The sequence below is a fragment of the Inquilinus sp. Marseille-Q2685 genome (assembly GCF_916619195.1).
In the GTDB taxonomy this organism is placed as follows: domain Bacteria; phylum Pseudomonadota; class Alphaproteobacteria; order DSM-16000; family Inquilinaceae; genus Inquilinus.
Map to the genome: position 1 here is coordinate 288,178 of NZ_CAKAKL010000001.1, position 11,765 is coordinate 299,942.

9 protein-coding genes and 1 riboswitch are annotated in these 11,765 nt (G+C 71.3%); of the genes, 8 read left to right on the forward strand and 1 reads right to left on the reverse strand.

From position 1 onward, the window contains the following. The first annotated feature begins 10 nt into the window (after positions 1-10). The 8 genes from LG391_RS01370 (at position 11) to LG391_RS01405 (ending at position 10,588) form a co-directional block, all read left to right on the forward strand. Positions 11-1,045 (forward strand): ABC transporter permease, encoded by a 1,035-nt coding sequence (locus LG391_RS01370; protein WP_225765171.1) that lies wholly within the window; start codon positions 11-13, stop codon positions 1,043-1,045. Positions 1,046-1,133: 88 nt separating this feature from the next. Continuing rightward, positions 1,134-2,303 (forward strand): fatty acid desaturase, encoded by a 1,170-nt coding sequence (locus LG391_RS01375; protein ID WP_225765173.1) that lies wholly within the window; start codon positions 1,134-1,136, stop codon positions 2,301-2,303. Between the two features lie 50 nt (positions 2,304-2,353). After that, a riboswitch (cobalamin riboswitch) is annotated at positions 2,354-2,562 on the forward strand. Between the two features lie 117 nt (positions 2,563-2,679). Then, complete coding sequence (cobU, locus tag LG391_RS01380) at positions 2,680-3,204, forward strand: bifunctional adenosylcobinamide kinase/adenosylcobinamide-phosphate guanylyltransferase (RefSeq protein WP_225765175.1); 525 nt, start codon at positions 2,680-2,682, stop codon at positions 3,202-3,204. A 9-nt stretch (positions 3,205-3,213) separates the two neighbouring features. Beyond that, the gene (gene cobW / locus LG391_RS01385; RefSeq protein WP_225765177.1) at positions 3,214-4,242 is read left to right on the forward strand and encodes a cobalamin biosynthesis protein CobW; all 1,029 of its coding nucleotides are present in this window, start codon (positions 3,214-3,216) and stop codon (positions 4,240-4,242) included. 184 nt (positions 4,243-4,426) lie between these two features. Then, positions 4,427-5,167 carry a hypothetical protein gene (locus LG391_RS01390; protein WP_225765179.1) on the forward strand — a complete coding sequence of 247 codons (741 nt, stop codon included), beginning with the start codon at positions 4,427-4,429 and terminating at the stop codon, positions 5,165-5,167. Between the two features lie 61 nt (positions 5,168-5,228). Further along, positions 5,229-8,336 carry a cobaltochelatase subunit CobN gene (gene cobN, locus LG391_RS01395; protein ID WP_374200713.1) on the forward strand — a complete coding sequence of 1,036 codons (3,108 nt, stop codon included), beginning with the start codon at positions 5,229-5,231 and terminating at the stop codon, positions 8,334-8,336. Next, positions 8,333-8,959: a cob(I)yrinic acid a,c-diamide adenosyltransferase gene (gene cobO, locus LG391_RS01400; protein ID WP_225765181.1), complete on the forward strand. Its 627-nt coding sequence runs from the start codon at positions 8,333-8,335 to the stop codon at positions 8,957-8,959. The genes cobN and cobO overlap by 4 nt, the downstream gene beginning before the upstream one ends. A gap of 177 nt (positions 8,960-9,136) precedes the next feature. Then, positions 9,137-10,588: a cobyric acid synthase gene (locus LG391_RS01405; RefSeq protein WP_225767626.1), complete on the forward strand. Its 1,452-nt coding sequence runs from the start codon at positions 9,137-9,139 to the stop codon at positions 10,586-10,588. A gap of 153 nt (positions 10,589-10,741) precedes the next feature. On the opposite strand, the gene cbiB is transcribed toward LG391_RS01405, so the two are convergent. Then, the gene (cbiB, locus tag LG391_RS01410; protein ID WP_225765182.1) at positions 10,742-11,716 is read right to left on the reverse strand and encodes an adenosylcobinamide-phosphate synthase CbiB; all 975 of its coding nucleotides are present in this window, start codon (positions 11,714-11,716) and stop codon (positions 10,742-10,744) included. Positions 11,717-11,765 lie beyond the last annotated feature (49 nt).

The following is an 11,765-nucleotide window of genomic DNA, read 5'->3' on the forward strand; positions in this document are numbered from 1 at the left end:
CGGAACAGGCATGGGCGCGCAGACCACACAGACCACCGGCAGCCCGGGCTCCAGGCTCGGGGCGATGCTGGGCAGCCAGCTGCGCAACATCGCGCCCTTCATCACGCTGATCGCGCTGCTGGTGTTCTTCGGCGTCGCCAGCCCGTCCTTCCTGACGGTCGACAATTTCAGCAACATCCTGAACCAGGTCTCGGTCACCGCGATCATCGCCGTCGGCCTGACCTTCGTCATCCTGTGCGCCGAGATCGACCTGTCGGTCGCCGCCATCGCCAACGCCACCGGCATCGTCGTCGCCTTCCTGACGGTGCAGGAATCCTATGTGAACATCGCCAATGTGCCGCTGCCCGGCTGGGCCGCGATCCTGGTGGCGCTGGCCAGCTGCGTGGCGCTGGGGCTGATCAACGCCTTCGGCGTCACCCGGATCGGCATCCCGTCCTTCATCATGACGCTGGCGATGATGCAGATCGGTGCCGGCATCTGCGCCATGCTGGTGCGCGGACAGATCGCCTATGCCGTGCCGCCGATCCTCGTCACCCTGGGCTCGGGGTCGATCGGCGGCATTCCCTGGATCGTGATCGTGGCCGGGATCACGCTGCTGGTCGCGCATCTGGTGCTGACCTACACGCGCTTCGGCCGCTACGTCTACATGGTCGGCGGCAACCGTGAGGCGGCCGAGTTCTCGGGCGTCAACGTCCGGGTCATCATCGGCGCGGTGCTGGTGATCTCGGCGGTGTGCTCGGGCCTCGCCGGCATGCTCGGCGTCGCCTATTTCGGCAGCGCCCAGCAGAACGAGTTCGACACCTTCCTGCTCGACGCCATCGCCGCGGTGGTGGTCGGCGGCACCAGCCTGTTCGGCGGCCGCGGCGGCATCGGCAACACCATCATCGGCGTGCTGATCCTGGGCGTGCTGAACAACGGCCTCGACCATGTCGACATCGACAGCTTCCTGAAGATCCTGATCCGCGGCCTGATCCTGCTGGCGGCCCTGGTGATCAACGTCTACGCTCAGCGGCTGCGGACGGTGCGCGGCGCTACGTCCGCTTGACGGCGCCGCGCCGATCCCTATCTAGGGGACGCCCGGCGCCCTTTCGTCGAGGTCGATGCACCAGAGACGAGCATATATGACGGAGCCCATGGCCACCTCGCAGACCGGCCCGGACGACACCTCGCACGAGCACGAGGACATCCTGTATCCGGAGGCGGGCCCGTTCGTCCTGCTCCATCTCGCCAGCCTCGCGGCGATCTGGACCGGCGTCACCTGGCAGGCCCTGGTGATCTGCGTGGTCCTGTATGTCCTGCGCATCTTCGCGATCGGGGCCGGTTATCACCGCTATTTCGCCCATCGCGCCTATTCCACCAGCCGGGTCTTCCAGTTCATCCTGGCTTTCCTGTCGCAGAGCACGGCGCAGAAGAGCGTGCTGTGGTGGGCGGCCAAGCACCGGCACCACCACCAGCATTCCGACACCGAGCAGGACGTGCATTCGCCCCGGCACCGGGGCTTCCTCTATGCCCATCTCGGCTGGATCTTCTCGACCCGCCATCGCACGACGGATCTCACGAAGATCGCCGATTTCGCGCGCTACCCCGAGCTGATGTGGTTGCACAGATACGAGCTGACCCCGGCCGTCATCCTGGCCGCCATCGCCTTCCTGCTCGGCGGCTGGCCCGGGCTGGTGGTCGGCTTCGTCTGGAGCACGGTGCTGGTCTATCACGGCACCTTCAGCATCAACTCGCTGGCCCATGTGCATGGCCGCAAGCGCTACGTCACCGGCGACGATTCCCGCAACAACTGGCTGCTCGCGCTGATCACCATGGGCGAGGGCTGGCACAACAACCACCACGCCTATCAGAGCAGCGTGCGCCAGGGCTTCAGGTGGTGGGAGGTCGACCCGACCTTCTACATCCTGAAGGCGCTGTCCTGGTGCGGCGTTGTCTGGAACCTGAAGACCCCGCCCGAGGCCGTGCTGCGCAACGAGCAGCGCCTCGGCACCAAGATCATCGAGCGGGCGGCGGCCGAGCTGGCGGCGACCTTCCCGGTCGAGCGCATCGCGGCGGCGCTGCACGAGGCGCGGACCCACGCCCATGCGCCGACCCTGGCCGACATCCGGGACGCCCTGGCGACCGCGCAGCACAAGACCGCGGACCTGCTGGCCAAGGCGCATGTTCCGGGCTTCCCGACGCGGGACGAGGTCCGGCTGCGCGCCACCGCGATGTTCGCCAAGACCCGGTCGATGGAGGAGATCGTCGAGCGCGCCCATCGCCTGATCCTGGAAGCCCTCAGCAAGCGCCTGGCCGCGGCCTGAGCCCCCTGAGCCGCGCCATCGATTGACCGCCCGTCCCGCGCCGCCTACTGTGCCGCCATCGCGCAGCCGGTTCCCCGAAGGCAGACGCCCGAGGGGTGAAAAGGGAACGCGGGATGGCCGATCCTTGGCCTGATCCGCGGCTGCCCCCGCAACTGTAGGCGGCGAGCCCACCTCCGACAGCCACTGGCCGATGGCCGGGAAGGCGGAGGCGGGCGACGACCCGCGAGCCAGGAGACCTGCCGGCGAGGCGATGCGTGCGAACCGCCGGGCGGGGTGTACCGGTGGCGCGGGATGCGCGGCGCCACCAGGCACCGACTCCGGCGTCCGAGCCCCTTCCGGCCGAGCGAGGGGCGTGGCGTGAAGCATCGACCGACTGATGTCTGAGCTGCCGGCGGCGACGCTGGTGCTGGGCGGCGCCCGGTCGGGCAAGAGCCGCCATGCCGAGGCGCTGGTCGAGAGCCAGTCCGGCGACTGCATCTATCTCGCCACCGCCGAGGCCTGGGACGCCGAGATGGTGGAGCGCATCTCCCGCCACCAGGCGCAACGCGGCTCGCGCTGGCGCACGGTCGAGGCGCCGCTGGAGCTGGTCGAGACCCTTGAGCAGGCGGCCGGCCCCGGCCGCGCCGTGCTGGTCGACTGCCTGACCCTCTGGCTGTCCAATCTCATGCATGCCGACCGCGACATCGCCGCCGAGACCGACCGGCTGGTGCGCTGGCTCGCGGCGCCGCCCGGCCCGGTGGTGCTGGTGTCGAACGAGGTCGGCCTCGGCATCGTCCCCGACATCGCCCTGGCCCGCGCCTTCCGCGACCATGCCGGGCGCCTGCACCAGGCCGTGGCCGCCGTCGTGCCCTCGGTCGTCTTCGTCGCCGCCGGCCTTCCCCTGATCCTGAAATCCGCCTGAGGACCCCGAATGCCCGCCAAGATCCCCGCCACCGTCGTCACCGGCTTTCTCGGCGCCGGCAAGACCACGCTGATCCGCCACCTGCTGCAGACCGCGAATGGCCGGCGGCTGGCGCTGATCATCAACGAGTTCGGCGATGTCGGCGTGGATGGCGACCTCCTGCGCAGCTGCGGCGACGCCACCTGCCGCGAGGAGGATGTGGTGGAGCTGGCCAATGGCTGCATCTGCTGCACCGTGGCCGACGACTTCATCCCGACCATCGAGAAGCTGCTGGCCCGCGACGAGCCGCCGGAGCACATCGTGATCGAGACCAGCGGCCTGGCCCTGCCCAAGCCGCTGGTGAAGGCCTTCGGCTGGCCGGAGATCCGCACCCGGGTGACGGTCGACGGCGTCATCACCGTGATCGATGGCGCCGCCGTCTCCGAAGGCCGCTTCGTGCCGGACGAGGAAGCCCTGGCCGCCCAGCGCGCCGCCGACGAGGCGCTGGATCATGACAGTCCGTTGGAGGAGCTGTTCGAGGACCAGCTGGCCTGCGCCGACATGGTGATCCTGAACAAGACCGACCTGCTGGACGACGACTCCCTGTCGGCCGTCTCGACCGACCTCGCCGCCCAGCTGCGGCCGGGGGTGAAGGTGGTGAAGGCGCGACATGGCGCCATCGACGCCGCGGTGCTGCTGGGCCTCGGCGCGGCGGCCGAGAACGACCTCGCAGCGCGCCCCTCGCATCACGATGCGGAGGAGGAGCACGATCACGACGATTTCGAGAGCTTCCATGTCGATCTCGGCCCGGTGGCCGACCCGGACGCCCTGGCCCGCAAGCTGAAGCCGGTGATCGAGGCGCACGACATCCTGCGGCTGAAGGGATTCGCCGAGGTCGCGGGCAAGCCGATGCGCCTGGTGGTGCAGGCGGTCGGCGGCCGCATCCAGCACTATTACGACCGCGCCTGGCGCACCGAGGAGCCGCGCGGCACCACCCTGGTGGTGATCGGCGAGCGTGGCCTCGACCGCACCGCCATCACCGAAGCCCTGACGGCCTGAGCGGAATGGCGAGGCCGGTGCTCCCCCTCACCCGAAATCGCTACGCGATTTCGACCTCTCCCCAAGGAGAGGTGCATCAGCGCGCGCCGTCTGTTTCCCTCTCCTCGGGGAGAGGGAGGGACCCGTCGCGTTGGCGACGGGAGGGTGAGGGGGAGCAGGCCTCTCCATCGGGGAGCAATCCCTGATGCATCTCCTCGCCGCCAAGCCGGGCAGCATCGCCGATGGGTCGGAGGCGGTCGATCTGGGCCAGAGCCCGGGCGACATCGTCGTCCTGACCGCGGCGGACACCGAGCTCGCCTGCCTGTCGGCGGCGTGCGCCGGCTTCGGCGAGAATTTCCTCCGGCTGCGCCTGGCCAACCTGCTGCAGCTCGGCCACAACCTGTCGGTCGACACCTATGTCGACGACGTGGTGAGCCGGGCGAAGCTGGTGGTGGTGCGCCTTCTGGGCGGCGCCGGCTATTGGCGCTACGGCATCGAGCAGGTGCACGCCGCCTGCCGGCGCGAGGGCATCGCCCTGGCGGTGCTGCCGGGTGACGACAAGCCGGATGCCGATCTCGACGGCCTCTCGACCCTGCCGGAAGAGGCGAGGGGGCGGCTGTGGCGCTACCTGGCCGAGGGCGGCATCGAGAACGCTCGCGGCTTCCTGGCCTATGCCGCGAGTCTGATCGGCCACGACCTGCCCTGGGCCGAGCCCCGGCCGCTGCTGCGCGCCGGCCTGTACTGGCCGGACCTGCGGCATCCGTCGTTCGGTGAGATCGAGCGGCGGTGGAACCAAACAGAGGCAACCCTGCCAAATGTCTCCCCCTCCCCCTGCGGGAGGAAGGGAGGAGGGCTGGCGCCGCAAGATCCGGATCAGCAGGCCAAGTCCGATCCCCGCCTCGACAAACCCCTCCCCTGCCCCTCCCGCAAGGAGGGGAGGATCTGAGGAGGGCGCTCCGCACGCCACCACAGCCCCCATCGTCGGCCTCGTCTTCTACCGCGCCCTGGTGCAGGCCGGGAACCTGGCGCCGGTCGATGCGCTTGTCGCGGCCCTCAAGGCCCGCGGCCTGAACCCGCTGCCGGTCTTCGTCTCCAGCCTCAAGGACGCGGTCTCGGCCGAGCTCGTGGCCGACGCCTTCGCCCGCCACAAGCCGGCGGTGATCCTGAACGCCACCAGCTTTGCCGTCTCCAGCCCCGGCGGCCCGGCCCAGCCGACGCCCTTCGACGCGGCGGACTGCCCGGTGCTGCAGATGGTGTTCGCCGGCGGCGCCGAGGCGGCGTGGCGCGACGGCACCCGCGGCCTGTCGGCGCAGGATCTGGCGATGAACGTCGCCCTGACCGAGATCGACGGCCGGGTGCTGACCCGCGCCGTGTCCTTCAAGTCCGAGGCGCGCTGGGATCCGCTGACCGAATGCACCGTGGTGTCCTACCGCCCGGTGCCGGACCGGATCGGCTTCGTCGCCGACCTGGCCGCCGCCTGGGCCCGGCTGCGCCGCACGCCGCCGGCGGAACGCCGGGTCGCGCTGGTCTTGGCCAACTACCCGAACCGCGACGGCCGCCTCGGCAACGGCGTCGGCCTCGACACCCCGGCCGGGACGGTCGAGGTGCTGCAGGCCCTCACCGCGGCCGGTTACCGGGTCGAGGATCCGCCGGCCGACGCCACCGCGCTGATGGCCCGCGTCTCCGCCGGTCCGACGAACGCGCTGGCGGACCGGGCCGATCGCTCCGGCGGCGTGTCCTATCCGCTGGCCGAGTACCGCGCTCACTTCGACAGCCTGCCCGAGGCCGTCCGGACCGCCGTGACCGACCGCTGGGGTGCGCCCGAATCCGATCCCTTCGTCGAGGGCGATGCCTTCCGCCTGGCGGTGCATCGCTTCGGCAACGTCGTCATCGGCGTGCAGCCGGCGCGGGGCTACAACATCGACCCGCAGGCGACCTATCACGACCCGGACCTGGTGCCGCCGCACGGCTACCTGGCGTTCTACGCCTGGCTGCGACAGGGATTCGGGGCCCAGGCCATCGTCCATATGGGCAAGCACGGCAACCTGGAATGGCTGCCGGGCAAGGCGCTGGCGCTGTCGCGGGAGTGCTTCCCCGAAGTAGCGTTCGGCCCCGTCCCGCATCTCTACCCCTTCATCGTCAACGACCCGGGCGAAGGCACCCAGGCCAAGCGCCGCGCCGCCGCCGTGATCATCGACCACCTGACGCCGCCGCTGACCCGGGCCGAGAGCTACGGCCCGCTGAAGGACCTGGAGGCGCTGGTCGACGAATACTACGAGGCCGCCGGCATGGACCCGCGCCGGCTCAAGCATCTGCGCGACCGCATCCTCGACCTCGCCCGGTCGACCGGCCTGGACCGCGACTGCGGCGTGGCGGCGGATTCCGATTCCGACTCCGCTTTGGCGCAGATCGACAACCACCTCTGCGAGCTGAAGGAGATGCAGATCCGCGACGGCCTGCACATCTTCGGCCGCTCGCCGCAGGGCGACCAGCGCACCGACCTGCTGGTGGCGCTGACCCGAGTGCCGCGCGGGACGGGGCAGGGCGGCGACGCTTCGCTGATCCGTGCCTTGGCGACGGATCTCGGCCTCGGCTTCGATCCGCTCGACTGCCGCTTTGGCGACGCCTGGGCCGGGCCGCGCCCGGCGCTGCTGGGGCCGGAGACGGGCTGGCGCACCCATGGCGACACGGTCGAGCGGCTGGAGGGATTGGCGCGAGACCTCGTCGCTGGCGCCCGGACGCTCGAATCCGACTGGGCCGCCACCGCCGCCGTCCTCGGCGAGATCGAGGCCACCGTCGCGCCCTCCGTCGACCGCTCCGGCGCCGCCGAGATCGACGGGCTGCTGCGCGGGCTGGCCGGGCGCTTCGTGCCGCCCGGCTCCTCCGGCGCGCCGACCCGCGGGCGGCTGGACGTGCTGCCGACCGGGCGCAACTTCTATTCGGTCGACAGCCGCACGGTGCCGACGCCGGCCGCCTGGCATCTCGGCTGGAAATCAGCCTCCCTCTTGGTTGAGCGGCACCGGCAGGAGCACGGCGACTGGCCGCGTTCGATGGCGCTCAGCGCCTGGGGCACCAGCAACATGCGCACCGGCGGCGACGACATCGCCCAGGCCCTGGCGCTGCTCGGCGTGCAGCCGCGCTGGGATCCCGCGTCCCGCCGCGTCACCGGCTTCGAGGTGATGCCGGAAGGCGTTCTGGGCCGGCCGCGGGTCGACGTGACCCTGCGCGTCTCCGGCTTCTTCCGCGACGCTTTCCCCAGTCAGATCGACCTGTTCGACAGCGCCGTCCGCGCCGTCGCCGCGCTGGACGAGCCGGAGGAGGCGAACCCGCTCGCCGCCCGCGTCCGGGCCGAGACGGCGGCGCTGGTCGAGGGCGGGATGCCCGAGGCCGAGGCCCGTCGCCGTGCCGGCTTCCGGGTCTTCGGCTCCAAGCCGGGAGCCTATGGCGCCGGCCTCCAGGCGCTGATCGACGAGAGGCTGTGGCGCGACGAGGCGGATCTCGGCCGCGCCTATCTGGAATGGGGCGGCTGGGCCTATGGCGACGGGGCCGAGGGTGCGGCGGCGCACGACCTGTTCGCCCGGCGACTGGAGAAGGTCGAAGCCGTCGTCCATAACCAGGACAACCGCGAGCACGACCTGCTCGATTCCGACGATTACTACCAGTTCGAGGGCGGGCTGGCGGCGGCGATCCACCATCTGTCCGGCGCCCGGCCGGCCGTGTGGCACAACGACCATTCGCGCCCCGAGCGGCCGGTGATCCGCACCCTGCGCGAGGAGATCGCCCGCGTCGTCCGCGCCCGGGTGGTGAACCCGAAATGGATCCGCGGCGTGATGCGCCACGGCTACAAGGGCGCCTTCGAGATGGCGGCGACGGTCGACTACCTGTTCGCCTTCGCCGCCACCACCGACGCGGTGGCCGACCACCAGTTCGACCTGGTCTACGACGCGATGCTCGGCGACCCCGAGGTGCGGGCCTTCCTGGAGCAGGCCAACCCGGCGGCGGCGCGCGAGATCGCGGAGCGGCTGCAGGAGGCGCTGGACCGCGGCCTGTGGCAGCCGCGCGCCAATGCCGTCACCCATGAGCTCGACCTGATGACGAAGGAGCCCCACTCATGAACACCGAGGGCATGACCGAGGACGAGATCAACGCCCGCCACGCCGAGAAGATGGCGAAGAAGAAGGCGGTGCGCGACCGGATGCTGGCCGGCAAGACCATCGAGAGGGGCCTGCTGATCGTCCACACCGGCAAGGGCAAGGGCAAGTCGACGGCGGCGTTCGGCATGGTGCTGCGCTCGATCGGCCACGGCTTCCGCACCGGGGTGGTGCAGTTCGTCAAGGGCCGCTGGGACACCGGCGAGCGTCATGTGCTGGAGCGGTTCCCGGAGTTGGTCACCATCGCCGCGATGGGCGAGGGCTTCACCTGGGAGACGCAGGACCGCGAGCGCGACATCGCCGCCGCCCGCGCCGCCTGGGACGCCGCCAAGGCGATGATCCGCGACCCGTCCTATCGCCTGGTGCTGCTGGACGAGCTGAACATCGTGCTGCGCTACGACTACCTGCCGGTCGAGGAGGTGGTGGCCTTCCTGCGCGACGAGAAGCCGGCGGACACGCATGTCATCGTCACCGGCCGCAACGCCAAGGACGAGTTGATCGAGATCGCCGATCTGGTCACCGAGATGACGCTTATCAAGCACCCGTTTCGCGATGGCGTGAAGGCCCAGGCCGGGATCGAGTTCTGATGGGGCACTTCCCCCTCACCCTCCCGCCGCCAACGCGGCGAGCCCCTCCCTCTCCCCGAGGAGAGAGGTATCTGAGCCGGGCTTGCTTTACCTCTCCTTGGGGAGAGGTCGAAATCGCGCAGCGATTTCGGGTGAGGGGGATCGCCGGCCGTGCCGCTGGATAGGCCCTCCGCCCTGATGATCCAGGGCACCGGCTCCGACGTCGGCAAGTCGCTGGTGGTCGCCGGGCTGTGCCGGGTCTTTGCCCGGCGCGGCCTGCGGGTGCGGCCGTTCAAGCCGCAGAACATGTCGAACAACGCCGCGGTGACGGCCGATGGCGGCGAGATCGGCCGGGCCCAGGCGCTGCAGGCGCGGGCCTGCGGCGTCGACCCGACCGTGCACATGAACCCGGTGCTGCTGAAGCCGGAGACCGAGACCGGCGCCCAGGTGATCGTCCAGGGCCGCCGCGTCGCCACGCTGAAGGCCCGCGACTATGCCGGCCGCAAGCCCGAGCTGCTGGCGGCGGTGCTGGACAGCTTCGCCCGGCTGTCGGCCGAAGCCGACCTGGTGCTGGTGGAGGGCGCCGGCAGCCCGGCCGAGGTCAATCTCCGCGCCGGCGACATCGCCAATATGGGCTTCGCCGAGGCGGCGGACCTGCCGGTGGTGCTGGTCGCCGACATCCACCGCGGCGGCGTCATCGCCAGCCTGGTCGGCACCCATGCGGTGATCGCGCCGGAAGAGGCGGCGCGGATCCGCGGCTTCATCGTCAACCGCTTCCGCGGCGACGCCGCCCTGTTCGCCGATGGCATGCGGATCGTCGAGAGCCGCACCGGCTGGCGCGGCCTTGGCATCGTGCCGCATTGGCCGCAGGCCGCCCGCCTGCCGGCCGAGGACGCCAACGCCCTGGCCGAGATCGAGACGCCGCGCGGCCGGGCGATCACCGTCGCCGTGCCCGTGCTGTCGCGCATCGCCAATTTCGACGACCTCGACCCGTTGCGGCTGGAGCCCGACGTGGCGGTGCGGATGGTGCCGCCGGGCGAGGCGCTGCCGGGCGACGCCGACCTGGTGCTGTTGCCGGGGTCGAAATCGACCATCGGCGACCTGGCCTTCCTGCGCGCCCAGGGCTGGGACATCGACCTCGCCGCCCATCTCCGTCGCGGCGGCCGGGTGCTGGGTCTGTGCGCCGGCTTCCAAATGCTCGGCCGCCGCCTGCACGACCCGGATGGCATTGACGGCCCGCCGGGCTCGGCCGACGGGCTCGGCCTGCTCGACCTCGAGACGGTGATGACGCCGGAGAAAAGCCTGGTCGCCGTCGTCGGCACGCATCTGCCGACCGGCACGGCGATCCGCGGCTACGAGATGCATGTCGGCCGCACCGAAGGCCCGGCCCTGGCCCGGCCGCTGCTTGATCTGGAGGGACGGGCGGATGGCGCGGTCTCGCCCGACGGCCGCGTCGCCGGCTGCTACGTCCACGGCCTGTTCGCCGCCGACGGCTTCCGCGCCGCCTTCCTGGCCGGCCTCAAGCCGCGCGTGGGGGAGGGGCTGGCCTATGACGCCATGGTGGACGCCACGCTGGACGGCTTGGCCGACCATCTGGAACGGCATCTGGACATCGCGGCGCTGACCCGGATCGCGGGGTTGTCTGGATAAGTGCGCCAGGAGGTGCGGCCCACCCCCCTCACCCTCCCGTCGCTTCGCGCCGGGCCCCTCCCTCTCCCCAAGGAGAGGGAAACGTCACCTCTCCTTGGGGAGAGGTCGAAATCGCGTAGCGATTTCGGGTGAGGGGGCGAGAGCCGGCCAATGTTATGAGAGCAGAAGCGCCGCCGCGACCGTCGCCAGGACCAGCACCGTCCCGGCGCCCTTGGTGACCTCCAGCGCCCGGCGGATGTCGCGCGGAGTCGCCTCGGCCCGGCCGCCATCGCCCATCCAGGCATCGGGCACCACCGTGCCGTGATACTGCCGCGGCCCGGCCAAGGCGAGGCCGAGGCCGCCGGCCATCGCCGCCTCCGGCCAGCCGGCATTGGGCGAGCGGTGCTTCGGCGCGTCGCGCAGCATCGCCCGCCAAGCCGTGGCGATGCGGCCGCCGCCGAAGGGCGCGGCCAGGGCCAGCAGGGCGCCGCAGAGCCGGGCCGGGACCAGGTTCAACACGTCGTCGAGCCGCGCCGCGGCCCAGCCGAAGGCCTCGTGCCGGACGGTGCGGTGGCCGATCATGCTGTCGGCGGTGTTGACCGCCTTGTAGACCAGGAGGCCGGGCAGGCCGAGCAGCGCGAACCAGAAGGCCGGCGCGAACACGCCGTCGGAATAGTTCTCGGCGTCGCTCTCGATCGCGGCGCGGCACACGCCGGCCATGTCCAGGCTCTGCGGGTCGCGGCCGACGATCATCGACACGGCGCGGCGCCCGCCCTCCAGCCCTTCCAGCTCACAGGCGGCGGTCACGGCGGCGACATGGTCGTGCAGGCTGCGCTGGGCCAGGAAGATTGCGGCGACGGCGATCTCCAGCACCCAGCCGAAGGGCAGGGCGCGCAGCAGGGCGGAGAGGCCCCAGCCGATGCCGCCGGCCAGCAGCACCAGCAGCAGCGTCGCGGCGATGCCGGCGGCGCGGCGCCGGGCCGGCGCGTCGCCGTCCTGGTTCAGGCGGCGGTCAAGCCAAGCGATCCCCCGGCCGGCCAGCGCGACCGGATGCGGCAGCCGCCGCCACAGCCAGGGCGGGTCGCCGACCAGCGCGTCGAGCAGCAGGGCCGCGGCCAGGATCCAGAGATGGTGGGAGAGGTCGAGCATGCCCACGCTCTGGCCGTCCCGTGCGCCGGGGTCAAGCCCGGCCTGACGG

Bases quoted from the DNA above. Each gene is read 5' to 3' on its own strand.
- LG391_RS01390 (WP_225765179.1), top strand. From the start codon at position 4,427: ATGCATCTCCTCGCCGCCAAGCCGGGCAGCATCGCCGATGGGTCGGAG.
- cbiB (WP_225765182.1), bottom strand. From the start codon at position 11,716: ATGCTCGACCTCTCCCACCATCTCTGGATCCTGGCCGCGGCCCTGCTG.
- cobU (WP_225765175.1), top strand. From the start codon at position 2,680: ATGTCTGAGCTGCCGGCGGCGACGCTGGTGCTGGGCGGCGCCCGGTCG.
- LG391_RS01370 (WP_225765171.1), top strand. From the start codon at position 11: ATGGGCGCGCAGACCACACAGACCACCGGCAGCCCGGGCTCCAGGCTC.
- cobW (WP_225765177.1), top strand. From the start codon at position 3,214: ATGCCCGCCAAGATCCCCGCCACCGTCGTCACCGGCTTTCTCGGCGCC.
- cobO (WP_225765181.1), top strand. From the start codon at position 8,333: ATGAACACCGAGGGCATGACCGAGGACGAGATCAACGCCCGCCACGCC.
- LG391_RS01405 (WP_225767626.1), top strand. From the start codon at position 9,137: ATGATCCAGGGCACCGGCTCCGACGTCGGCAAGTCGCTGGTGGTCGCC.
- LG391_RS01375 (WP_225765173.1), top strand. From the start codon at position 1,134: ATGGCCACCTCGCAGACCGGCCCGGACGACACCTCGCACGAGCACGAG.